Genomic DNA, 26783 nt, shown 5'->3' with positions numbered 1-26783 from the left:
CTGGCCGAGCCGCCGGATGCGGCGGGGTTGCTGGACGCGTCGTCGGTTCCCTGGGGTGAGGGTGTCGGTGGTGCCGGTGATGTGTCGGAGTTCGGTGGTGCGCCGGTGGAGCCGGGTGTGGCCGGGGAGGTGCCTGGTCTGGATCTGCCTGAGTCGACGCCGGCGGAGTTCTCCGGTGCGGGGGAGGCCGACGGGCGCACGCCGGCTGCGGCCGGTGCTGGTATGCCGTACATGCCGGGTATGGGAGGTTTCGGGGGTGCGGGTGGCGGTGCGGGGCAGGGCGCCCTGGCCGAGCCGCCGGACTCCTCCGGCCTTCTGGAGCCGGACGGCCGGCCCTGGGGCGATGAGGCGAGCGGTGCGGACCCTTCCGAGCCGGTCGCGGGAGCCGTCGCGACGGCCGGAGCCGGAGGGGCGGCCCTGGACCTGCCCGCCACGAGTGCCCCGGCCGCGCTGTGGGCCCCGGTGCCCGGTGTCCCCGCACCGGCCGGTGGAGGGAACCGTGCCACCGGTACCGGGCAGGAGACACACGCGAGCGGACAGGACGGCGAGTCGCTCCTCTCGGCGAGCGCATGGGGCGCCGAAGACCAGGACGGCGTTCCGGACCTGGACGCCGGTGCCGACCGGACCGGCACCGTCGTCCCGGCAGGGCACGGCACCGGTGGTTCCGGGGGGCCCGGCGGCCCGGCTCCGGCAGCGTATGGTGCCGGCGGCCCGCCAGGACCTGTGACCGCGACCGCCGTGCCCGTGCCCGACGCCTCCACCCAGGGCGCCCCTGCCCCGCACGCCGCTCCCGGTCAGGCCCGTGTGGCCGCGGCGGCACTGGGGGGCGCCGCCTTGGGCGCCGTGGCCGCCCTGTCCGCACCCACGGAACGCGGCGGTGCGCGGGCCGGGACGCCGGCGACCGCGCCGGGGATCATCGAGAACGTAGAGAACGTAGAGAACGTAGAGAACGTAGAGGACGTAGAGGACGTAGAGGACACAGCCGCCTGGGACCGGACCGACGGCACGCTGATGCCCTTCCTCATCGCGGCGGCGACGGCGTCGGCGGAGGGAGCGGACAGCCCACGCTCCCGGTACTCCGGCGAGGCGCCCGAGGTCTGGTCGGGTGCCGGTGCGGTCGGCGACGCCTCGCCGACCGCACCCGCTCGGGCGACCTGGCAGCCCGGCCGTTCCGGCGTGGCGGCGGTGTCGTCGAACGGAGTGTTCCCGTTGGGCTCCGACCAGCCGTTGTGCGGCGACGTCTCCGCGGAGGAGCTGGAGGCGCTTGAGGCACGCACGCAGAGCGAGGCGGAGGCGGAGGACGACGAGGAGGAGAAGGAGCGCACCTTCGCGGATCTGCTGGTCCAGCGCCGGGACGTGTGGGGCGACCCCGGTTCGGACGACGACCTGGTCTGACGACAGCCTGGGCGGCCGGTACGCGAGGGCACGATGGGAGGGAAGAACGGGACGTCCGCGCCCCGGGCCGTGGCACGGCCAGGTGGCGCTGTTGTTCCCTGCGAAAGGCAGACAGCCGTCTGCGACGGAGCAGACCGCCGCTCCGCTGGGCCTCCCCGGCATTCGGTGACCGACGCGGCGGCGCATGACCGGGAGTGACAGGTGTCGGGATACGAGCAGGAGATCGAGCAGCTTCTCGCTGACTACCGCAAGGAGAGGGAGGAGGCAGAGGAGAACCGCCGTCGTATCAACGCCGTCACCGGTACCGCGACCTCTCGCCGCCGCGAGGTGAAGGTGACCGTCTCCGCCAGAGGCGAGGTCGCCGAGATCGATTTCCCGACCGGTGCGTTCCGTCGTATGACCCCCAAAGAGCTGGGCGAGCTCATCCGGACCACGATCTCCGAGGCACGTGCCCAGGCCCTGAAGCAGGTCGACGAACTGCCCATGGGACAGCTGCTGTTCGGCCTCAAGCCGTCCGAATTGCTGACCGGAGACGTCGACATGGACGCCATCCTGCCCAACGATCCTCACACCAGTGACCTGGTGCGCGACTACCTGGAGCACGGCTTCACCAGCGCGAACGGGTTCGCGCAGGACTGACCACGGTGCCCCGGTTTCCCCGCCCGGGCGGGGAAACCGGGGCACCGCATGCGTGCCGACCGTCAGTGCGCGGTGCCGGCGGCCCACACGGTGTGTCCGGACCGGGAGAGGATCACCACGTTCCCGTCGTTCTGGATGACGAGTTCGGCACCGGCATTGCCCGCGGTGCCGGACGTCCACAGACTCGTGTGGTTGGCGCTGTAGACGGCGAGGTTGCCGTCGTCCTGGAAGACGGCGTAGTTGCCGCTGCCGTGTGTGTGGGAGGACCAGCGGATCGTGCCGTGCTCGTCCGAGATGACCAGGTCGCCGTCGGTGCGCATGGTGATCCGCATCCGGTCGGAGGCCACGGACTCTCCGGAGTGCAGGACGTACGTGGCGTTGACGACCTTCGTCGACCAGTGCCGCTGCGTGGTGGTGTGCGACTGAGACTGCGACTCGGTCTGTGTCCCCGCCTGGGCCGACGTCCGCGCCTGGGCCGACGTCCGCGCCTGGGCCGACGTTTGCGGGTGGGACTGCGGCTGCGTCTGACGCGCGGCGGACGTCGTCTGGGGGTGCGTGGTCCGCACGGCCGCCGTGTGCGACGCGGTGGTGGCGGTCTGCGGCTTCCGCGCCGTCTTCACGTCGGCGGCGGCCGCGGCGGTGCGCGTCGAGGCGTGCCGTGCGGTGCCCGCAGAGGAGGACTCCCTCGCCTGCGCGGCACGCTGGGCGGAGCTCGCGGGCGCCGAGAGCAGGCTCACGGACCTGTCCACCGGCTTCGTCCGGAGTCCGGTGCCGTCGCCGTGCGGTCCCGCGTACTGACCGTGCGGCGCACCCGCGGCCAAAGACGGCGACGGGCCGTGGCCACCCGGCTCGCGGGCGCCGGTCTGCTCCACCGCCTTGTCCCCGTGTCCCGTCGTCATCCTGCTCGCCGAGCCGTGCGGGCCGCCCGGGAGTGCCGGCGAGACACCGGCCCGCGGAGCCGATGTCGGCGCGGGGAAGGTGACGTCGGCGCCGGCGCTGCCGTCGGGGACCGGCGCCGAGGTGGGACCGCCGGTTGCGTGCCTGGCGCCGGTTATCGCGACCGGGTCGAGCGCGTCGGCGCCCGTGGTCTTCTTCTCGCCGCCGCTCAGCAGGGGCACGGAGACCAGGACCGCACCGGCGACCGCCGCTGCGGCCACCAGCGGCCAGGCTCCGGGCCTGCCGGACTGGGACGCGGGCCGTCCCGGCGCCGCCTGGCCACCGGTCGCGGCGTCCGCAGCCCCGGTCCGCCCGTCGTGCGGACGGAACGTGCGGGCGGCAACCTCGGCCTCGGCCCGGACCGCGGCGGCGGGGACCGCCGCCACCAGGGGCCGTGCCTGCTCCACCCTCTGCTGGGCGACCGTCTCGGCGGCCGTGGTCCCGCCCCGGGTGAGGGCTTCGGACACTGCGGCTCCGTCGACATCCCCCTCGTACAGGGGCAGTGCGACGGCCCGGCGGACGTGCGGTTGCCCGGGGGGCGCCGCGGCGGCCGGAGGGCCGCCGGGCTGGTTTCTGCGTGTCATCCCTCGTCTTCTTCCTTTGCTCGGTTGCGCGCTGATTCGGGCCCGGTCCCCGGCGACGACGCCCTCAGGACACCGGGCCACGGGTGGACGCCTCCGGGACGGCGGGTGCCCCCGGCACCGTCACCGGAGGCGTGAAGGTGATGGCGATCGCCTCCGTGGCGCCGGGGGGCGGCGTCGCGAGGCGTCGGACAACGGTGGCTTCCTCCGCCGCCGGCCTGCCCGGCGGCCCGGGCGCGGCTTCCGGGCTCCGCTCCGCGCGCTCGCCCGCGGTCTCGGGGAGGGGCGTACCGGCCGGTTCCTCCACCGCGGCCGGGGTGTCCGTTCCCGCAGCGTTCCCGGCCGGGGCGTCGAAGGACGTGACCGTGTCCGCCGAGTGGTGTTCGGCCGGTTCCGCGTCGGGCGAGTCCGGGTCCGGCGGCACAGCCGGCGCCGCTGCGGACTCCAGCGGTTCGGCCGACGGCGTGACGGACGGGAGGGGTTCGGGTTCCGACGGTACGGACGCGGGCTGGGGGAACGCGACCTGTGCGGGAGCGGGCTGCTCGGACACCACCCCTGCGCCCCCGGCACCGGAGAGCCCCTGCCCCTCGGCGTCCTGCCAGCCGCGGGGCGCCAGGGCCAGGCCGTGCCGCACCGCCAACCGGCGCATGCCGTTCAGCACTTCGTCACCAGGGTCGCCGTGCAGCCGGATCTGTGTGCGGTCGCGCACGTCGTCCTGGAGGGCCGAGAAGAGCCGCTCCAGCGGTTCCCAGACGGTGTCGTGCAGAGCCTGGTCCGGCAGGCCGATCTCCACGGCCATCACGTCAGGAGCGACGGGACGCAGCACCGTCTCGGCGGGCGGCGCGCTGCCGTTCGGACCGACCCAGAGACCGGACCGGGTGACGACGACCTGCCACCTGCGGTCCAGGATCATGGCACCGGGTTCCAGCGCCGGCCGCAGCCCGCTGACCGGGGGCCGCCAGGTGCCCAGCCGGACGGTGGCCGCCGCGTCACCTTCCGGCTCGCAGACGACCTCTTCCACGTAGGGCCGCCAGGTGGGCTCGCCGGCCGCGTCGGTGAGCACGGTGCGCGGCGTGAGCGGTCCCGTCGGTACGGGCCGGGCGGGATCGCTCACCAGCAGGGGGAGCCCCGAGCCGACCTCCACCGGTACCCCGAGGAGCGCGGCCACCTGCCGCCCCACCGGGAGCGGGTCGCTGCCGTCCGCGGACACCAGGCGCACCGCTTCCCGCACGGTCGCGGGCAGCGCGGCCAGCACGTCGGCGACGGCCTGCGGCGGGACGGCGCGGGTGTGCGCGGCGCCGACGAGCAGCAGCGGCCTCTCCGCCTGCGGGGGCACGGCGTACCGCAGTGCCTCGACCCCTTCCGGTGGAGTGCCTGAGGGCAGGATGAGCAGTCCTGCCGGTATCTGCTCCACGACGCAGCCGCCCGCGACGGCCGGGACGACCCGCTCCACCGCCTGCTGCCACCGGGGCGCGGGGTGACGGGCGCCGACGGACACCGGCTCGCGACCGGGCGAGAAGCGCCGCCAACCGCCCGGACGCCCGGGCAGGCGGGGCGCGAACAGGCTGCCGGCCGGAGTGACCAGCGCCGCGCCGAGCGGAGCCAGTACGTCCGTTTCCAGGGCGTCGCTGAGCATACGGCCGGGCGCGGGCCGGTCCGCCGTCTCCGCCGCCGCGCCGGACATGACGAGGCGGACCAGCCGCCCCCCCACGGGGGACGTCCTCGCCAGTACGGGACCCAGCCGTGCGCAGAGTGCCTCGGGATCACCGAATCCGGCGCTCACCAGGACCGTGATCTCCTCGGCGGAGGCACGCAGCCGTGCGGCGGTCTCGGTCAGCGCCTCGGGCGGCCGGCCGGCAGTGTGGACGAGGTGTATGCCGTGCGCTTCGCTGATCTCCAGATGCCCGGTGCCGCCGCCGGCGGAGGAACGCCGGCCGAAGCGTCCGCTCATGTCCGCCCCCGCGGGCGGCGGATACGGGACCGCTCCCCGAACGCACCGGGACAACCCAGGCACAGCGCTCCGTCGAAGGGTGCAGTGGGCGTCACCCGCCGGAACATAGCGCAGGGCGGCCCCGCTCGTGTGCCGTCGCCGCACGCCCGCCGCGCCTGCCGGACGTGCCGTACCGCGGGCCTTTCCCGGGCCCCGGCTGGGGCGTGCCGCCCGTGAAGGGCCCCGACCGGCGTCTTGGTACGGCGTGCCCGCCGCCCGGATCGGGGGACGAAAGTGCAGTAAGGCCGGTACGAACAGCTCGCCCTGGAGCCGAGGACCGTCGGCGGTGCTCCGTGCGGCCGGTGACTGGGTTAGCTTGCGACTGGCTCGGTGAACCGGCCGGGGTGTCCGGGGCCGTCGTGAGTCCGTGATCGTCAGGGAGGTGCCAGGTGGCCAGGAGCGGTGCTGATCCGGAGCAGCTGCGGGCGAACCTGCGCAGTTGGAGCCAGAAGGGCGATACCTTCCACGACTGCGAGAAGACGCTGGAGACGATCAAACAGGCCGTGCTCGGTGCCCTCGACCCGCACGGTGGTGACTCCGTTTCCCGAGCCGTTCGACCCATGTGGGAAGGCAACCTGGAGCTGCTTCAGGACATCGTCAGCAGTACTGCCCGGCTGATCGAGGACACACGGACCGCCTTCTCCAACATGACCGAAGGCCTCTCGCGGATCGACGAGGCCACTCGGAACGCGGCGAAGCATCTGGCCGGCGGAACCGGGGGCGGCCTGCCCGGCGGCTCCGGGCACCGTTCGTAGGTCGGGTGTGCTGAGGTGGGCGTCTTCGACAACCTGCGGCTGCCGGCGTGGCTGCAACAGCTGCTTGCCGTTCTGACGGGGATGTTCTGGCCGAACGTCAACCACGAGGTGGTGCACGAGCAGGCGGCGAAGATGGACGCCTGGGGGGACCATTTCGAGTCGCTCCTGCACACGGTCGGTCCCTCGGCGACGCTGGTCTCGGGCGCGCTCGAGGGGCCGACGGCTGAGGAGTTCACCGCGCACGTGCGGAAGCTGAAGCAGGTGCTTCCACACGGGGTGAAAGCGGCGCGGGATCTGAGTTCGTCGTTCCGTGAGACCGCTGTCCAGGTGCAGTACGCGAAGTACATGATCATGGTGCAGCTGGTGTGGCTGATCTACACCGTCGTCGAGCTGCTGGCCTTCGGTCTGCCGGAGGTGGCGGTCGCGGTGGCGCGGGGTGTGGCCGCGGTGGTGCGGCAGATCGCCTGGCAGCTGTTCAAGTCGGTGGTGTCGGGGGCGGTCATCGGCGGGCTCATGGAGCTCGGCGTGCAACTCGTCCAGATGTGGCAGGGCTTCCGGGACCGCATCAGCTGGCGGGATGTACTGGAGCAGGCCGGCTGGGGCGGTGTGGGTGGCGGCCTGGCCGGGATCTTCAACGAGTTCACGCGCATGTACCTGCCCAAGCTGTCGGGCGGCGTGCTGCGGGACGTGCTGACCGGTGGCGCCTCCGGCGCGGTGGTGACGGGCTTCCAGATCCTGCAGTCCGGTGACACCACGGACGTGGGTTACGGGATCGCCGGCGGTTTCTTCGGAAGTCTTCCCGGCGGCGGCCGGCACGGCCGTGGTGGGGGGAGCCTGGACAGTCTCACGGGCGGGCTGGGCTGGCATGTGGATCCCTCCCTGGTGCCCTCCGGGGAGTGGGACTCGTTTCAGGGGCTGAAACTGCCGGACGGCGCGCGCGACGGCGCCGGGACGCGGTCGGCGTGGGAGGGCTCCGGTACGGGCGGCTCCGGTGGGGACTGGCGGAACGCGGCGGAGCAGGCGGGCGTGCCCCAGCGGCTGACATCGGCGTTCGAGGGCTGGGTGAAGAGCCAGGGAGGCCTTCCGGACCCGGTCGTCGACCGGGTCGCTTCCCGTGCTGTCGCCGCGTACGCCGGTGCCGGCGACGGCGGGCGGGCGCAGGGCGCGGACGGAGCCGCCGGCGAGGGGGCGCCGAGCGCGGCGCAGCTGCGCCGGTGGGCGGTCGAGGAACTGGCGGACCACCGGGCACAGCAGCGGCTGGACGCCGCTTTCACCGCATGGCAGCAGTCACCCGCGGCAGCCGGGCTCGACGACGGCGCGGCCGTGCGGGTGCACCGGTACGTCGCGCAGTCGGTCGCCGAACGGCTGCGCACCGGCGACTACGTCCAGGCGGCGCACGGCCGGGACCTGGTCGCGACCGCCGATCGGGTGCTGGAGCTGGCGGGGCTGGGCGGAGAACACGAGCGCACCGGCTACGACGCGATGCTCACCGCCGCCGCGGAGCGCGACCAGCGGATCCAGAGCGCGCTGCGCGCCTTCGACCAGGCGGTGCCGGTGCCGGTCGCGCCCGGTGAGAGCACCGACGGCAACGGAGCGGACGGCACGACGACCGGGCAGCTGTCGCCGTTCGGCCACGCGGTGCTGCGCGGGGCGTTCGGTGAGCAACTGGTCGCGGCGCACCGCGCCGTGTTCGGTGAGCCGAGCCCGTTCGGCGGCGACGGCCAGGCGTCCGATGACGCGCTGCGGACCTGGCAGGCGGAGGTGCGCGGGCATGTGGCGCGGCTTCCGGTGCACGTGGTGGCGCAGTCGGCGAAGGAGCTGACGGTCACCCACGCGCTGGGCGAGGTGGAGCGGGCAGTGGCGCGGGGCACCTGGCAGCAGGCTGTACCCGGTCTGGGCGCGGAGTTCTCGCGTGCCTTCGGCCTGACGGACACCGCCGCGACGGAAGCCGCCGCCGTTCCGCCCGACGTCCAGCAGGGTGCGGTGCTCGGCCTGAGCCTGGAAGCGGGCCGGCGCATCGACCAGTGGACCGAGCAGGCGTTGGAGGCGCCCCCCGGCTCGACGGCCGACGCCCTGCTGCGGCACCTGACACGCATCGCGGTCGGCGGTGGCAGCCCCGAGCAGATGTCGGCGGCGGACGTCGTGCGGCAGGCGCTGCCGGCGCAGGGCGCCGAGCGCCATCTGGCCCTTTCGGTGGCCCGGGATCACGCTCAGGACGCGGCGAGGGACCGCGCGCGTGCTCTGGCCGGTGCGGCGGGTCTGCCCGCGTCGGCTGCCGCGAGGATCATCGACCACCATGCCAAGGCCGCCCGGGAACTCTTCGACGCCACCTTCGTACACCCCGGGGACGGTCCCGGCGGTCCCGGCCCGCTGGACGACCGGCTCGCCGCCTGGAACGAGCGGCGCACCGCGATGGACCATGAACTGGGCAGGGCGCTTGCCACCCACGCGGGCACACGCCCCGCCACGGAGACGGCCGACGCCGCCCCCGGCACGGTGACCGGTTCCGCCGGGAACCCGTCGGCGGACTCCAGGAACGCAGCTTCCCGGCCGGTCACCGAAACCGGCCCGCGCACCGCCACGTCGGCCGACCGGAACGCCGCTGCCGACACCACGGCCGGGCCCGGCCGCCACACCAACCCCGGCATCAGCACCGAAACCGGTCCGGCCGCGCTGCCGGGCTTCGACACCACCGTCACGCCCGCTGGAATGGAGACCCTGCCGGAAACAGCCACCGCCACCACCGGCGCCCCGACGTCCGACGCGGACCCGTTCCGGACGGGCGCCGAAGGCCGTCCGGCCGACCCCGTACCGCCCACCGGCCCCACCCCTCCCGATCTGACCGACGCCGACTGGGGCGAGGCCGTCCGGCGCGCCCGCGAGACGACGGCGCCGCACACGGGTACGGCCTCGCTGTGGCGCACGGTGGGTGACCTTCTGGCCCGGTACGCTCCGCAGCCGTCCGTCATCCGTGAACCGGGCGACGCCTACGCGGCCCGGCACGAGGAAGCCGCCCTCGTCCTCGCCCACCGTGCGCTGGAACTGGGGATCACGGCACCGGAGCCGGGTCGGCTGCCCGACGGCCACCCGCTGCGACGCCACGCCGAAACCCTCGGCCGCCGGCTCACCGCCGAGTTCGGCATCGGGTTCGATCCCGCCCGGCAGACCGGGCTGCCCGGCGGCAGCCCCGACGTCGCACTCCCGTCGGCGCCGCGCCAGAGCGCCGACGGCTCCGCCGGCCCCCTGCCCGGTCTCGACTCCCGGGCGGCGCGGGAAGCCGCCACGGACGTCGACCGCGGGGCACAGACCGGTGGTCCCGCCGGAACCCGGGCCCGCCGTCTCCCCGACGACGCGGGACGTAAGGACCCGAACAACGGTGACCGGCCGTATGCGGACGCAGGGGCACGTCGCGCGGGCAAAGCGCCCGTCGGCCCGTGGGGCGATGCGCTGCGTAGATCCAGGATGCAGACAGAGGCGACCGACGCGTCCGACCCGGTACACGACCGCGGTGTCCGGGACCGTCAGGCAGCCTGGGCGGATGTGCTGGAGAACGTGAAGGGCGAGGCGGCTCCCACAGCCCCCTGGCGTAGCCACTACTGGCGGCAGGAGACCGCCGCGGCGAAGGGGCGGCTGCTGGCCGAGGGCGACCGTGAGAGCGAGTTCCTGCTCGGCCGGGCCCAGGGGATCGTCTCGGACGTCACCCTCTTCCCGGCCCTCGATCCGGAGCTGCACCAGGAGCTTGCGGGCCATCAAGAGATGCTGGACACGATGGTGCATCTCGTTGCCGATGAACTGCGCGAGCACGGGGACACGGCGGCCGCGTCGCTGGCGAGCCTGCTGCGTGACCAGTTCCGGGAAGCTCCGGGCACGGAAGGGGTGTTCGGGGGCCGGCCGGATCCCGGGACGGACGGCACCGTCGTTGCGCAGCACTCTCCCGAGGTACCGCGGCCCCCGGAGGCCCTGGCCGACATCGGAACCCCCGCCTGGCTGGACCAGGTGGTGCGGGCCCAGACGGCGTTGCACGGGCTGGGGGAGCTGGACGCGGCGTACCTGAAGCAGGCGCGGGACCTGCTGGCCCGGTACCACTCCCGGCGGGTCTTCACGGAGGCGGGCACCGGGTACGCCGACGCCTACGAAGACGCAGTCTCCCTCCTGGCCCATCGCCTGCGGCAGTCGGCCGGTGACGACGTCACGCGCCTGCCCGATCCGGGTCCCGGCGATCCCCTCGTGCGGGACGCGGAGGAACTGGGGCGGAGACTTTCCCTCCTTCCCGGAGCACGACCGCCGGCTGGCGCGGTTTCCGAGCAGGGGGCCCCGAGCGGTGACGGGGCCGGTTCCCGGCAGTGGCCGGAGCATCCGGACCTTGGTGGGGACGCGTGGCAGGACGAGGTGTCCGCGGCGCTGGAACAGGTCCGCGCGCTGGCACCCGCCGATCGGGCGGCGCTGCTGGACCGGGCGCGCCAGCTGCTGAACCAGTCGCCGACGGCCGAAGGAGTGCTGAGCCAGGACGCTTACCTGAGGGAACTCAACGAGGCGGTGCACGTCCTGGCGCGGCGGATGATCGTGGGCAATGTGCCGCCCGCGTCCTTGCGACTGTCTGACGGGCATCCCATCGTCCGGCTGGCCGCAGGGTTCGCGGACGCGCTGGCCGCCAGGCACGGGCCGCCCCCGGCCGGTACGACGCCTTCCGGCCGGTCGACGACGACCGCGTCGGGTCCTGGGACCGGGGGCGGGGATTATGGTGGGCGGCGTGTTTCCGGGCCGGAGCTGCCGGCGGGACGCACCGGCACGACCGCCCCGGCTTCCCAGCCCGGGGGTCGGGTTCGTGTCCCGCAGCCCGAGGGCCCGGCTCGTGTATCCCGGTCTGGGGATCGGGCTGGTGGGCTGCCGGACCCGGCGTCCCGGCCCGCGAGGCAGCGGCGGTCCCTGCCCCCGGTACCGCGGCACGACCCGCCGTCTGAGGCCGGGCGCACTCCGCAGGCGCAGGGGCGTGGGACCGAGGCGGCCACGTATGCCGAGGCGTGGCACGCCCGCGAAACCGCCGCCGCTTCGGCCGAGCGCCTCGTGGCCGGGGTCGCACGCGGCTCCTGGCACACGTCACTGGCCGCAAGCGCGCCGCACTTCAGCCGTGCCTTCGGGCTGACCGGTGCGGCGGACGGCGGCTCACCGGTGCGCGCGGCGGACCGCGCCGAGACCGACCGGGCCGCGCGCGCCCTCGCGGCGGCGGCCCGTCAGGCCCTCGACCACCGGCTCGCCACCGGTCCCGCGCCGGCGACCTGGCCGAGCGGTCAGGCGCGCCGTGTCATGGAAGGACGGCTCACCGAGCGGGCGGCGGCCCGCTCCCTGGCGTTGGCCCGCGCCCGCGCCAACGCCACCGCCGGTGGAGCACGGGAGGCGGAGGCGCTGCTGTCCCGGGCGTCCAGGGCCGGCTCGGACGTCCGGCGGATCGCGGACGGCCACGCTCGCCGGGTCGCCGACCGGTTCGACGCAGTCTTCGGCACCGACCCGGCACCGGACTCCCTGGACGGGCGCATGGCCGCCTGGTCGGAGGCGCGCGGGGAACTGACCGCGGACTTGCGTACCCGCATAGCCGAGGACGACTTCGAACAGCCGCACCCCGAACCGTCGGACACCCGGCCGGACGCCGCCCACCCGGGCGGACCGGCTTCACGCCGCACGGAGGCCGCCGGTCACTACGCCGCCCATGTCCACGCCGCCCGGCTGTTCGCCGCGTCGGTCCTGGACGCCTCGACACTGCCCGAGGGACGGCGCCGCGAGTACTCGCGGTACCTCGACGAGGCGTTCGACACCGTGTACCGCGAGTTGTTCGTACCGGAGACCGCCGCGCCCCGCGACGCCCGCGCGGATACCGAAGCCATGTGGCGCCAGCGCAGGGACGACCTAGTCACCTGGCTGTCCGCGCGTGTCCGCACCGAGGAGGACGGTGCCGGCCGCCCGTCCTCTCCGGCACCCCCGTCCCCGTTCCGCGGCCTCCTCAAGAACCTGACGGAGATCCTCCGCAAGGTGACCGCCCGGCTGCGCAGCCTCGGCAACCCCCCGCACCGGGAATCGGTGGCCGCGGTGTGGCAGGCCCATGGGCCCGTCCGGCCGAAGCGGCGCGCGGATGTGGCCGGCGTGCTGAACCGAGCGGACTCCCCGGAGATCCACCAGGTGCTCCGGCGCCTTGACGACCTCGCGGGCCGGTACGCGCGCATCGAGTCGGCCCTCGGACGGCTGGGCCTGTCCACGGTCTATGGCGTTCACGATCCGACGCTCACAGAGAACGACCGGCGTCTGCTGCGGCAGCACGCCCAGGCCGTCTTCTCCCACCTCCACGACGAGGTCTTCCGCTCGGAGCACGGTCTCGGGGAGCCGCTCTCGGCCGAACGGCGTGAGCGGGTCTGGGAAGCGGGGCAAGCGCGTGTGTCGCGGGAGATGCGCGCGCTGTCCCGGGAGGTGGCCCGCGTCCGTGGCCGCGCCGCGGACGCGGTGACGCGCCTCGTGGACCGCTACCGGGCCGCCCTTGACAACAGCGCCGTCCCCCGCGACGACGCCGTGGTCCGGGCGATCGACGAGGTACTGCCGGTGGCCGGACGGGACCTCCGTGCCGCCGCCATCGCCCACGCCGACGGTCTGCTGACGCCGGACGCGCTGGCCGCCTGGCGCTCCGGCGCGCTCCGCCTGCGAGAGGAAGAACTCCAGGAGCGGGCCTGGCGCCGACTCCTGGCGCGCGCCGGCTGGACGCTCCGGATGCGGGCTCTGGAGGAGGCCCGGGGACTCGTCGAGGGGACGCTCCTCCGGGAAGAGCGCGGCCCGGTCGTCCAGGAGCACGCCGAGCGGGTCGGCAGCGGCTGGGACGACTTCGTCCGTTCCGGCGTTGCACCTGCCTCCGGGCCCGCCGGTCTCGTCGCCGGTCTTCCCGGCTGGCACGAGACCCGCGAACGGCTCGGCGCGGACCTGCGCGAACAGGTGGACCGGCTCATGCGGAAGCGGGTCGGGTCAGGGGACGGGGCCGGTGCCGTACGATCCTCGGCCGCGCGCCCCCCGGCGGAGCCGACGACCGCTCGCGACGGTGCCCGCGCACCCGAGGACGAGGACCGGGTGGGCACGTTCTCGGATGAGGTCTTGGAGCAGGCGGGTGCCGTCCTCGCCCAGTATCTGCGGTCCCCCGTCGTGCTCGGTTCCGGCGCCGAGGGCGAGCGGCACCGCACGGCGCTGCGTGGCGAACTGCTGCGGGTGGCGCGGGCGCTGGGCCCGGACGGTCGCGACCTCGGCGCCGCGCACTCGGCCGCCCGGGAGATCGCCGCGGACGCGGACCCGGCGAGGGTCCGGGACAGGGGTGCGCCGGGAGGTGTCAAGAAGAAGTCCGGCAAGAAGGCCGGGAGCCAGCCGTCGGAGTCCTCGGCTCCGGCCGCCGGTCCCTCCGGCCACGAGGCGGGCGCGGCACGGTCGGCGTCCACGGCCGCTGACGACCCGCCCGCGGATCGCGCGCAGCAGCCGGTGCCTCCGCGGTCCACCGACGTGGCCGGCCGGTTGCCGGAGCATCGGCACGTCGCTGAGGCGGTGCGTGAGCGGCCGGAACTGCTCACGCTGCTGAGACTCCATCCTCCGCTTCTCGACGCCCTCAGCGGCACACGCACGGTTCTTGGTTTCCTCACCGTTCTGAGTCCGGACTGGTACCAGGCACAGGACGCCCGATCGGCCGCCCTGCTCGCACAACCAGACCTTCTGGACGTCATCGAGAAGGACACTGCGGCACAAACCTCGGTGCGGTGGCAGCCGAATCTGTTGCGGGCCATCGAGGGACGAGCGGACGTGCTGCAGGCGCTGTCCTACAACGGGGGGACCGCGACTCTGCTGGAGGCGGAGCCCGCTCTGGCCCGCGCGGTGATGAACACGGATGATCCCGTGGACACCGTCCACTCCCTGAACGGTGATCTGCGTGTGCTGTCGGCCCTCTACACGGCACTGACGCTGCGCGGCACCAACATCGAGGGCGTCGCGTACTACGAGGACCTGCTCTCCCAAGAGGTGCGCACGCAACTCCGGCGGTATCCGCACGAGCTTGTCGTGGCGCTGTCCGCTCCCGGGCTCCTGGGAAGGCTCAAGGGCAACTGGGGGCTTCTCGACACGCTGCGCAGGTCGCCGGTCCTGACCACCGTGCTCGAAGACCACCTCCCACTGGCGGCCCGGCTGTTCGCGGACGAGCGCCGGATCACTGCCGCGGTCGAGAACCCGGACGTGGCACCCCTTCTCTCCCTGCACCCGGCGTATCTCGATCAGGTACCCGATGACGATCTGGTTTCCGTACTGGAGGAGACGAGGCCGTTCAACACGTCGACGAACCTGCCTGACAACCTGCGGAAGTTCCGTGGCAGTCGAGCGGTCCAGCTCATGTACGCACACGGTGACGACTGGAACCGCTCCTTCCTCACCAGGTTGGAGATCACGCACCCGCTGATCGCCGCAGCGGTCAGCAGCCAGCCGCAGGAGTTCGCCCACCCTCACGAGCTGCGGCGCGTGCTGCACGCCCGGCCGGAAGAGTTCCGGCTCCTTCAAGACCTGTTCCGCCGTGGCACCGTATCGGGCACAAGCCTTCCGCACATACTTCGCATGTTCGGGCGGTTTGCCCACGTGCGGGCGGACATTGCCTCGGGGAGCGACAGCGCTGAGAAGCTCGCGGCGCTGTCCCGAGCCATCGACCGGTCGGTCGCCGGCGGGGAATCCGTGCGTCTTGCCGATCTGCTGCACCAGGACCCGGCCGTCGCGTGGACCGCTCTCAAGGAGCAGGCTCAGTGGAGCTACCCGAGCGCGGCGCTCGCCCTCACTTCTGTGCCGGACATGGCCAGGCTCTCCGATGGGAACCACTCGTTCATGTCGGCAGAAGGAGCGGTGGAAGCACTCCGTGTCGGTAACGGATCACTGGCTCGGCTTTTCGCTCGGCATGTCATGCTGACGGAGCGCATCACTGCGGAACAGCGCGATGCGATCATCGAGAACGTGCGTCGGCGAGGAGACCTGCTGCCGAAGCTGGAGCCCTTCTTCGGCGCCGTGACACCGGCTCACTGGGCGGCTCTGCTCTCCAGCGACCTGTATGCGACCCTGTCCGAGCAAGTGTCGGACGACAAGGCCGGCACCACGTTGAGCCAAATGGTCCTCACACACCCGGTCCTGCTGCAGGAAGTGGTGTCGCGTCAGGGCTTCGCCGCTCTTCTGCGCGACGAATCCGTGACAGCCGGACTGCGTCCTGCGGTGGACAGGTTCCTCCCTGCCCACAGCAAATGGGAGGCTGAGCGGACGAAGGCGGACGGAAAGGCGCCAGTCTCGGCCAAGAGGGACTACGAGAAGCAGGTGCGGCGATTCCGCACGGCTTTGGCCCAAGCCGTCCCCCTTCAGTTCATCACCGAGAAAGGTCACACGCTCGACAGCGAACGGGTCGAGCACGTCAGTCGTCTGCTGGAGCACCTGGCGCAGGGCAGCACGCCTGAGGAGGTGCGCGGCAGCTTTGGCGCCGATGCCCTGTCCGAGAAGACCCTCGACGCCTATCGCGCACTCGCGGAGAATGCCCGGCTTCACGAAGCGGCGAAGCAGGACAGGTATCTCGCTCAGGGACTCCTGTTCCGCGAGAACGTCATCGATCTGTTCCTCGTGCGCCCCTCACTGCTCGACCTCGTCAACCAGGCGCCGGACATGCTCGACTACATCGTCGAGGATGCGAACGTACCTCGTCTGCTCGCAGAGAACGACTGGGTCTTCAGAGGTTTCCTCATCAGTCCGCTGATGCGCTCGCTGTTCGGCGAGCCGCAGACTGTGCTCACCCTGGGCGACAACCCCGACTATATGTGGGCCCTCCACCACGCAGGCCGCCTGCTTCGCACGCCCGGCATGGAGAGGGTCGACGCCTTCGCCCGAGCCTCGCGGTCGATATCCGTTGCCGTCGCCGAGCGGGAACACATCATCCATGTACTGGCGAATGCCGAGGAACTCCTGGACACGCTCCAGGAGATCGGGGACGAACAGGTAATCGCGGCGGTCGTGGCGACGCAGGGCCGCTTGGTGGCCTCCGCGCAAGAGCCCCGGCTCGTGCGGGTGCTCGCCGACACACCGGGTTTGGGGGAGGTGCTCGCAGGGCGGAAGGACATCGTCGCGGAGGCGCAGTCGTGGCGAACCCTTCTGGGGGACCCGGACCTGCTGTCCCGCCTTGCGCTCGCCGGCGGCCGGACGGTCCGCACCGTCCTCACCGACTCCCGGGTGCTCCATGTCGCCGGACGTGCCCCGACGTTCGTGGACGCGCTCGCCGCCACGACGTCGGACGACGCACGGGCCGCGCTGACGCGGAGGCCGGTACTCGACCTGATCGTGAGGCACGGCGAGATCGCGAACTGGCTCGCCCAGTCGGCGGAGGCGCGTCGCCTGGTCATCCTCAGGAAACCACAGGACCTCACCGCCCTCCTCGCGTCCAGGTCCGTACGTACCGCCCTTCTGGAGCACCCGGAACTCGTCAAGGCCTTCAACGACCGGCCCCAACTCATCCGTGAGGCGCTCGCGGAGAGTCCGCTGTGGCGGGCGGCCGTCCGTCACCCACACCTGGGTACTTTCCTGGACACGCGTCTGCGTGACCAGGTGAACCGCACGGAGCGGCTCGTCGGGCGGCTCGACGAACTGCCCGCGTCCCTGTCGGCGGAGGAGGCCGGCCGGCTCGCGGCGGTGCTGCGCCGGCGGGGCATGGCCACCCTGCTGGACGGTACGGACGAGCCATGGCCCGACTTCGCCCGGGAGTTCCTGCGCCGTCCGTCCTGGCAGGAGTACGCCCTGCGGGACGAGAACTTCGCGGATCGCGTAAGGCAACTGGCGCAAGGCCGGGGGCGGTTCGGCGAGCTGCTCACCGCGCAGGACCCCATGGCCCTGCCCACGGCCGTGGAAGCGCTGGGACACCGTGCTGCCGTCCCGTCGTCCTCCGGTTCCGCCGCGGTGACGCCCGCGGGCGCGGACCGGGCCACGGGAGCGTCCGACGGCGCGCGGCGGCAGGCCGGGACCGCGCGGGCAGACAGGGACGCCAAGGGGAAGACTCGCCAGCGGCCGGACACCCGGGCCGGGGCCGCCGATCGGGCGACAGCCGGGGGCGCCGGTGACGCACCGGCCCGCACGGGCGAGGAGGCCGGCGGGCAGCACGCCGACAATCCCGAACTGCGGGAACTGCTGCGAGTCAGGCCGGAGCTCGCGGAGTGGCTGGCCGACAACCCGGAGGAGACCGAACGGTACCGCTTCCGTACCTTCCTCGACCGCAGCCTGCCGGACGCACAGGCTCTCGCGGACCGGGACGGACTGCTCTCCTCGCTGCAGTTCGGCCGTTTCTTCGACCAGTTCGCCGAGATGGCGGGCCTGGACGGGGATGCCTACACCGCCGTGCGGGACGTGGCGCTGGAGACCTGGAACACCGTGTCCGCCGGACGGTTCGCCGACGCGGCCCGGCTGCTCCGGCAACGAGCGGACCGCCTGGACCGGCTCGAGCCCACCCAGAACTCCACCTGGGAGTTCAGCGGGCGCATCAGGTTTCTGGGTGAGTCCGGCCCCGGGATCACCCGGGCTGACTTCACCGACGCACAATTCGACGTCCTGCGCCGCGTCTCCGTGGGAACGTCCGTGCAGGAGAAGAACGCGGTCTCCCTCAACCATCCGGCGCACGCCCACATCAACTCGGGCAGCGGAGGCGTCGCCTTCTTCTACGCGCTGGCCGAGGACGGGCGCGTCGACACGGTCGTCTACGACCTCAGCACCAACCGGCAGCGCAACGACTACCAGTGGCGGGAATCCGGCACCAGGAAGTTCATCGCGGGCCCTCCGTCCCTGGACGTCCACGCGCACGCCGAGTCATTCGTCGCCTCACGCGGGCGAGTGGCAGCCGCCGAGTCGGCCGCCCGTTCGGCGCGGGACGCTGCGGCCCGGCTGGATGCCCTGGCCGCCGGTGCGGACCCGCGCCGGCGGGCTGCGGGCGCCGACCGGGGCGCAGCCGGCACCAGGGCGGCCGAGCCCGGCCTCGCCCGCCTCGGCGGTGGCCGGATGCCTGACGGCGCCCCCGTGGACGACCGTCTGCCGGGACCCTCGGTCGCCCGGACCGCCGTACGCGAGAGCGAGACGGGGGCCGGCTCCTCCGCGGAGCGCCGGCCGGAGCCGGTGCCGGGCGCCGGCGGTGCGGATCACCCGGTCCTCGGCGGGCCGGAATGGTCCGGTCGGCTCGGCCGGGCGCGGGAGGTCCTCGCCGGTCTGAGCGAACCGGCGCGGGACCGGGTCTGGGCCGACGTGGCGCCGATCATGCAGCGGCCCTTCCGGCAGACGTCCACGGGCCGGCAGCCTTATCCGGCGCCTCGCGTCGTCCGTGACGGGACCGATGCCTACAGCGACGGTTACCACGAGATCGGCGAGCTCGTCGCCCTTGCGTTGATCGTCGACCCGGCGCGCCCGATCAGGGACGATCACCCTGCTCACACCCTGGCGGAAGACCTGCTGTCTCAGCTGTACCGTCGCCACTTCGGCGAGTCGGGGACGGACACCGCGACCGGGCCTCTGCTCGGCGGCAGCCGGGCACGCGGGAACCAGCCGGGCCGCGAGGAACTCCACCGGACACTCACCGGACGGCCCGCGACGCCGGGCCCGTCCGGTCCCAGGAGGGACCGGCGTTCGGCCTCCGCGACCGCGTCCAGGGGGCCCGGCGAAGAACGCGGACGCAAGCTCGTCAAGTCCGGTCCGAAGACCGCGGGGCTCCGCTCGACCTCGATGATGAGCAGGTTCGCCGGCTCGGTGCGGAAGTTCTTCACGGGCCGCCGGGACAGCTCCGTCCCGGCGACAAGTCCGCGGCGACGGTTCTCGGGCACGATCGTCAGCACGACTCGTCCCTTGGAAGCGTGGGATGTGAGGTCCGCGTGGCCTGCGGACCCGGACGACGGTCGTCACGCTCCCGGGCTGAGGGGCGAGGCGTCCGAGTTCGTGAATCCCGGTATCCCGGTTCCGGGTGGCTCCGGCCGGGTGGCCGAGGAGCGGCGGCGGGCTACGGAGACGGACCGGCGGCGGCAGGAGACCGAGCGGACCGCGGTACGCGGACGGAGGCCCCGTAGGAGTTCAAGCGCCCAGGCCGGGGTTTCGGTCTCGACTCCGCGCAGGCCGCTGGAGAGCGCTCGGCCGGCCACCCGGCCCGTCGTCGTCGACCTGCGGCCGGGGAAGCGCCGGGAAGCGAGGCCGGTGAAGGAGTTGAACACTCAGTGGCAGATTCTTTATGGAGACGGTCCGGAGGGCCAACGCGAAGAGCCGCCGTGGCGTGCGTCGAGCACCCCCGTGTTCATCTTCGCGTACGGTTCACATGAACGTCTGACGGTAGCCGATGAGTCTATCGAAAAGGAGATGGAGCCGGCGGAATTCGCCGTATTTCTCGCCGGGCGGTCGGAACTCAGGACGGCGGGAGACGCTCCCCTTGTTCTGGTGCTCTCGCAGGGGGGCGCCGGCGGTCTTGAGTTGCCGCGTCTCATCGCGCACCACACGGGACATGCGGTATGGAGTTACACGGCGCTTCTGCATCCGGTGACTGATGTCAACACCGACGTGACCTACATCGGTCGTGAAAGAAGGAAACCCGACGAGCCTGTGGGCTGGTGGGTCCTCACCATGCCCGAGGACTTCGACCAGCGTACGGCGAGGAGGAACGCCGCGACGCCTGATCCCTTCGCGGACGTGGAACACCTCACTCTGGTGGACGCGGCGGGAAGGCCGACCGGACGCTTCGCTCAAAGTCCCTGGGAGGCGAAATGGCTGGAATCCCATCTGGGTGCGATCGCCATCGCTGAAGAGTACCGTCAGGGTGAGATTCGTGACGACGGCGGACTGCACCGAATAGGGGCCGCCAGGCAACTGCCGTGGCGACGTGGGTACGGGAACAGGACACCCTACTTCCTTTCTGTGCACGGAAGCGCGTATCACGTTTCTTTGTATGCGCCGCACCGCTCCGACGGAAAGCATCGCCTCAACGGCTCCGAACTCGCCCAGTTCCTCAAGAGGCGGCCCAGCTTCAATCGGCTGTCAGATGACACCCCGGTCGTACTGATCGCCTGTTCCACTGGTGCCGACCGTGCTTCGGAAGGAGTCGCCCAGCGTCTGGCGAACGAGACCAGGCGCGTGGTGTACGCGCCGACCAGGAAGACGAACGTCCAGTTCACGGTCGAAGCCGGACCTGGCCGGAATGAGGGCCGCTGGGAGAGGTTCGACCCCGACAGCGGCGGTACCGCGCGGCAGGCCGACCGAGGGAAGACCGCTGGGCGCGAGCAGGACCGTGCGAGGGAGCCCATGGCGCTGAGCGCGGCGCCGCCGCAGGGCACCACGCCCCCCGCCGCCCACTTGTCGCCGGGTACCGACCCGACGGTCCCTGATCGCATCGGCGAGGAGAGCCCTTCTCGTACGGAGCCCGGGTCGGAGGAGCAGGTTCTGAGCGCACCGCCGCGCGCCGGAGACCGGAACACCGCTGACACGGACCCGTTCGCCCGTGACCACCGGTTGCGTCGGGACATGAGGAAGCTGCACAGAGGCCTGCGCCGACTGGCGAGCACTCCGCGGACGGACGGCCCCTCTCGATCAGCGGAGGTACAGCGCCTGACCGACGGCATGCGGATGCTGCGGCAGGAACTGGACCGCAGCGATCTGACCGTGTTCCTGCGGAGCTCGACAGCCGACCTGGAGGCGGGACGCCGGGCGCGCGAGGAGCGGATCGGGGAGCTGCGGGGCCAGATCTCCGAACGACAGAGCGGCAGCACAACAGACCGTGAGGAAGAGACCCGTGTGCTGCGGCGCGAGATCGAACGCATCGCCGACGAGATCCAGCGGCGGCAACGATTCGCCCAGCCGCTTCCCGCCGGGATCGAACCCAGCGCGGCGGACATGCGCATAGCCCAGGCCCTTGCCCCGGAAGGCGCCGGCAGGAACGTGGCCGAAGAGCTCCGTGATGATGTGTCGACCCTGCGCGGAATATGGGCGGAACGGGCTCAGGCCGGTGCGACCGAGACGAGTCCGTTGGCACGCCTCCTGCACAGCGCCGAGGAGGATTACGACCTGTATGTCACCCTCGCCGAGCGGAACGTGTGGGACAGGCTCGACGATGAGCAGGCCGGGCGCCTGGTTGCGGCCGAGCGCCAGGCGCGGCGTTTCCTGAGCGCCGATCGCCTGGCCGCGCGGGAACGGCTGCTCGCGCAGGACCTCAGGACGCTCCACCAAGTTACCGATGAGGGCCTCGACTACTTCATGGACCATGTCCACAGATACTTGGACAAGGAGACGGCCCTGGTCAGCGAGGTGCCCCTGTACGAGGACGCCCCGGGCACGGACCTGCTCGAAAGGCTCCTGGAAGGCGGGACGCAGACGCCGCTGCACGAGGTGCTGGCGGACAGCCGGGGCGGGCCCCGTCCGGAGTACGACCACGGCACCGGACTGCTCGCCGCGCTCGTGTCCGACCGCTGGCAGACGGGCGGCACCGGCGGCACGCACAAACTCGTGATCCACTGGGACGAGGCCGTGCGCGGTCGCACCTTGCACATGGTGGACTCGCACCCCGGCCGGTACGCCACCGCGTCGTCGCGATACGCCTTGCTCGCCCATGGTCCCGCCGAGGCGGTCCGCCTGGCGCTCGCCGTCACCGACTTCTTCGAGTCCGACCGGGAACTGGCACGACGTCTGTCGGCGCTGAAACCCGCCACCAACGCGCACTTCGGGGCGCGCGTTCTCGGGGACCTGAAGTGGTCTGACGTGCGCAGAGTCGTGCTCACCTACACCGACGATGCGTCGTGGGAGCGAACAGAGGCACTCGCGCGGCGCTTGCGGCAGTTCTCCAGGCAGAACGAACTCTCCTTCCAGGTCGAGGAGATGGTCGGCCAGGAGCAGTGGCCCCACGGGCTCTCCCCGGCACTCGGTGACGCCGACGTACTGGTCACGCCCGTGCCCTCGGCGGACGGAGGGTATGTCGTCGGGCGGGACTACCGCCCCGCCCACGAGCGTTCCGTCCCGGCTCTGGAGGGGCTGGACACGGGGAGTCTGGCGGTGGCCGGCCGTTCGGCGACTTCCCACACCTTGCCCCTGTACGAGACTGATCCATCGTTCGATGCTCCGTGGGCCGGCACCGAGCCCTACTTCCTGCTCGCTTGGGGAACAGCCGAGCGCATCGCCGTGCAGTACGCCGGTGGCCGGGCCGCCGAGCTGTCTCCGGAACAGTTCGTGGACCTCGTGGCAGCGGATCCCGATCTGAGCCGGCTGCCTTCGGACATCGCCATCGTGCTGGCCATGCCGTACGGCGGGGCGGGTGGACTGCACCTGCCGCGGTTGCTGGCCGCGAGGACCGGCCGCGAGGTCTGGTCCACGACCGGTCCGCTGGAGATCACACCCGTCCAGCTCCCGGATACGGAAGGGCTGACGGGCTTCATCACCAGGTACCTGTCGGAGCGTTCGGCACCGGTGGAACCGGGGGGCTGGTGGATACGCAGTCGTCCCGGCGACGCCGCTTCCGCGCCGGCGGATTTGGCACGGCCGGATGTCCTGCTGCGCACGGACGGTGAGGCGACGCCGACGGCGGCACTGGTGACCCACACACTGGTGGACGTGGACCACCGGCCCATCGGCCGTATGTCCCTGTCCGACGTTGACGTCGTGGACAACTTGAAATTGGTCGACGCAGCGGTGTGGCGGCAGACCGACTCCGTCGGCCATGGGCCCTTTCCCTGGGCCGGGGACATCAGCGCGGGCAGGCGTCCATACTTCTGGATGGCCCACGGGTGGCCGACGGAAGTCGTTCTTGAGGCCCAGGACGGGACAGCGTTGTACCCGGCCGGGGAATTCGCGGGCTATCTACGGCGGCGGCCGAGCCTGGCCGCACTGCCCCCAGCCCATCCCGTCGTACTGCTCTCCTGCTGGACGGGGGCCACCGCACGGGCCCCGGAGCCCGGCGCGGTCACGGCGCAGATGGTCGCCGATGCCACGGGCCGGACCGTCTACGCGCCCGACGTTCCGGTACGTCTCGACGGAACGCTGCTTCCCGACGGTGCATGGCACACGTTTCTTCCGGGCGGGTCCGAAGGGAACGGTCACGGGGTTCCTGGCCCGGTACCCTCCCACCCGTCCGTCGAGCAGGCCGGCGGCGAGCCCGGCACCGTACCGCCTCGCGACATTCAGGAGATCCGGCCGGTCCCGGACGAAGACGCCGGCTCTGCCGGACGGGACCGTGACGGGTCCGAACCGGTGCCGACACTGAGCGCGGGACCGCGGCCCCGTACGGCTCGTCGCACTGCGACGGAGGCTCCCGCGCCGGCGCCCGCCCCTCCCCGGCCCGCTGCGGAGCCTCCCGCCGTCCCGCCCCGCATCGACACCGAGCTGGACGCCCACCGCCCGCCGCGCCTGGACCGCACGCTGCTGCCGCCGGCCTGGAGCGGCGAGGAAGTCCGGTTCGCCGACGGGAGCCGGCTGCCGGTGTACCTGACGGGTGACGGCGAGCAGGCCGGCTCCGTCAGTTACGGGCACGCCCTGGTGACTCTGCGCGGAGTCGACCAGGTCGTCCGGGAGATCGGCGCCCGCACGGGCCTCGCGGACTCCCCGGACCCCGGCGCGCGTCGCGCCCTCGCGGACCTGGAACGCGCGCTTCGCGAGACACCCTCGGTGTTCCACGGCGAGGGCTATGAGTCGGCCCCGTTCCGGGACCGCGGCCGGCCCAGGGTGCTGCGGGTGACGACCCGGCCGCACGGCAACTGGGAACGGTTCGCCGACGGCTACGGTGCGCCCTACAAGATCGAGAGCGCACAGCGCAGCCAGACCACCACCGGCGTGGTGAAGTCCGTGGCGACGACGCTGAGGATCGCCCCGAACTTCACCGTCGGCCCACCGTCCGGCATACCGGCGGCCGGCTACGCACGCGTCGGTGGCGCCGTCGGCTTCGGCCGCACCTTCGACTTCGCCCTCCAGGACCAGACACAGAGCCAGGTCGAGACCCGCCGGGGCGACGCTTCCCACCTGCACCTGGACGACGTCCAGTACGAGGTGTACCTGGCCGGCCCGCGCCGCGACGCCTGGCTGCCGACCGCGTTCTCCGAAGGCGAGGGCCACATCTCGTTCGGCGTGCGAAGCGGCCTCGCGGTGCGCCTGCCGGACGATGAGACCTCCTCGCCTGCCCCGCAGTCCGTGGCGGACGCCGACCGGGTGCCGCGTTCGATGGCGCTGGGACCGTGGACCGACTACCGCCTCGTGCACACCGAGGGGTACGGACCGGTGCGTGAGATACGGGACTGGGCGCTGCGCCGGGTGGGCGCGAAGCCGGGAAGCAGTGCCTACGACGAGATCGCCGGGTTCTTCAGCGGCGACAACTTCCACCGGACCGCGGACCGGCTGGCGCACGGCCCGGTCGGCACCCGGCAGCTGGTGTCCGACGAACCAGGGCGGAAGCCGCTGGGCGCGTTCGTGGTGGAACGCGTCGTACCGCGGGAGGCGAAACTGGTCACGGGCACGACGGCGGCCGAGATGCGCCGCACCGTCCAGCGTTCCAGCCGTAACGAGCGCACGCTGAGCAAGGCGTACACCCAGGAGCTCAACGTGGCGGTGGGTCCTTCCATGTCCCTCGGCCGGTTCTTCGGGGTGCACGCCGGGCTGCGGGTGATGGCGGGACTCGCCGGGCGGTACGCCCGGACGACCACGTACAGCACCGTGTCGGGTGGCACCGGAGGCCGCAAGACCGTCGGCCAGGTCAAGAAGGCGCCCACGTACCTGTACCTGGTGGAGAAGACCGTTCATGTGCGTCTCACGGGGGACACGGAGCCGACGGCGTTCACCACATGGTCACTGGACCGGATGACGCGGACCGAGGCGCGACGGCACGCCGGCTGGGACGACGGCACGGCACTGCGCCGTCGGCACGGCAACGAGCCCGGTGCCCCGGTCTACCTCCCGGCCGACGGTCCGGCGCTGCTCGGGCTGAGCCGCGTGGAGGCGTTCACGTACGAGGACGGCGGCCTCGTACGCGGCGATGATGCGGGACATCCCGGCCGGACGCTGGTGGACGAGCTCCTGCACCAGGTCCTTCACCGGGCGGCCCGTGAGTACCCGGGCATGATCGCACCGTTGGAGGACTTCGGGGACCCTTCCGACGCGCGGTGGAAGAACGCCGAGCACTACCGGCTCGCCCTGCAGAACACGCTGAACGTGATCGACACGCTGTCGCACCACACCCTGGCGGGCAGCCTGGAGTCACTGATCACGACCGGTGTCGGCATCGCTCTGGCGGTGCCCGACACCCTCGTGCGTACCCGGCGCTGGCTCCGGATCCGCGGCCGGCTGACGGACCTCCGGTACGAGGGCACCCAGAACGACCTGCTCGTGCGCTCCAGCCTGCCCGGCACCGAACGTCTCGACGGAAACCGGGCCGTGGTGCGCGGACACGACGTGGGCGTGGACGTGTCGGCCGCGGTGCTCGACGCCTCCCGGGACAAGGTGGGCGTTCCGAACAACAGCGGTTCGTTGCAGGTCGGCCCTCGGTGGTCGGCACAGACGGGACGGCGGACCGGGTACGGCGCCACGGTGTCGGCGGAAACCACCAGCAGCGGCACTTCCCTTTCCCACCTGCACAGCTACAGGCTGGAGATCGACGTCTCCGTATCGGGTTTCCGGCGCCCCGCCCCGCTCGCGCGGCTCGGCACGCTCGGCATACTGGGCGCCGCCCCGTTCGTGAGCGGCGAGCGGGGGGTGGATCTCATCGGGGGTGCCGCCGGCGCCCCGTTGACCGGACGGGTGCTGCTCGCCCTGCCCGGCGAGCACCCTCCGGCTCCCGCAGCCGCCGGGGAGGCGCTCCGGCGACCGGCACCGAGGACGGAAGTGCTCTCGCCGGCGCAGGCGAGGGAACTCGCGCGCGGAACCGGCGCCCTGGGCGCCTGGGCCCGTATGCCTGGCCCGTTCGGGGATCTGCCCCACGCCCCCCTGGACGTCGCCGCCCACCGGGAGCTCACCGAGGCCGTCGAAGCGGTGATGCGTGAGGCGTCGGGCGGGGCCTGGCACTTCGTCGAGCCGGGCGCTCTGGCACACGACTCCGCGGTACGCCAGGTGGACGCGCTCACCGTGTCGGCGCAGTCGGACGTGCTGTCGGGACCGTCCGGGATGTGGGTCACGGGGCTCTACGGCAAGGGTTCCTACATCGACATGCGGGGCCGGCTCAACCACCGGATCCACGTGCTCGACCCCCGCGTGGTCTCCGCTCCGGTCAGGGTGACCACCGAACAGGGCCTCACCAGCGACTTGCAGGTGTCCGGGGCCGTCACCACCGCGCGGGGCTTCAGTGTCGCCGTCTCCGGCGTGTACGGCCATTCGCATCCGGTGGGCCCCACTCTCGCGGGAGCCTACGGACTGCTCGGGCGTTGGAGCCGGCAGCAGACGGCCGGTGTCGTGGAGAGCAGGGTCGCCACGGTCGACTTCGTCATCGAGGACGAC

Annotated in this window: 5 protein-coding genes and 1 pseudogene (1 of these 6 running past the window's edge); 4 read left to right on the top strand and 2 right to left on the bottom strand. The window is 72.5% G+C overall.

Translation table 11 applies throughout. From position 1 onward, the window contains the following. Together ACH4LD_RS36200 and ACH4LD_RS36195 are read left to right on the top strand one after the other, a co-directional pair. Window positions 1–1395: pseudogene (locus ACH4LD_RS36200) on the top strand (hypothetical protein); the annotation flags it as partial. 201 nt (window positions 1396–1596) lie between these two features. Further along, complete coding sequence (locus tag ACH4LD_RS36195) at window positions 1597–2034, top strand: YbaB/EbfC family nucleoid-associated protein (protein WP_398057277.1); 438 nt, start codon at window positions 1597–1599, stop codon at window positions 2032–2034. A gap of 62 nt (window positions 2035–2096) precedes the next feature. Here ACH4LD_RS36195 and ACH4LD_RS36190 read toward each other — a convergent pair whose 3' ends face one another. Together ACH4LD_RS36190 and ACH4LD_RS36185 are read right to left on the bottom strand one after the other, a co-directional pair. Then, window positions 2097–3437 carry a hypothetical protein gene (locus ACH4LD_RS36190; protein ID WP_398057278.1) on the bottom strand — a complete coding sequence of 447 codons (1341 nt, stop codon included), beginning with the start codon at window positions 3435–3437 and terminating at the stop codon, window positions 2097–2099. A gap of 181 nt (window positions 3438–3618) precedes the next feature. Beyond that, entirely contained in the window at window positions 3619–5502 is a 1884-nt protein-coding gene (locus tag ACH4LD_RS36185; protein ID WP_398057279.1) for a hypothetical protein, read from the bottom strand. A 428-nt stretch (window positions 5503–5930) separates the two neighbouring features. Between ACH4LD_RS36185 and ACH4LD_RS36180 the strand changes: the two genes are divergently transcribed. Together ACH4LD_RS36180 and ACH4LD_RS36175 are read left to right on the top strand one after the other, a co-directional pair. After that, window positions 5931–6296 (top strand): hypothetical protein, encoded by a 366-nt coding sequence (locus tag ACH4LD_RS36180; RefSeq protein WP_398057280.1) that lies wholly within the window; start codon window positions 5931–5933, stop codon window positions 6294–6296. A 15-nt stretch (window positions 6297–6311) separates the two neighbouring features. Further along, on the top strand, window positions 6312–26783 hold the 5' portion of the coding sequence (locus ACH4LD_RS36175) for a hypothetical protein (RefSeq protein ID WP_398057281.1). The gene runs 12699 nt beyond the window's last position; only the first 20472 of its 33171 coding nucleotides appear in the window; it begins with the start codon at window positions 6312–6314; the stop codon falls past the right edge of the window.

Source organism: Streptomyces sp. NPDC017676 (assembly GCF_044329325.1).
Lineage (GTDB): Bacteria > Actinomycetota > Actinomycetes > Streptomycetales > Streptomycetaceae > Streptomyces.
Note: the sequence above shows the minus strand (reverse complement) of the source record. Positions and strands in the feature narration are given on the sequence as shown.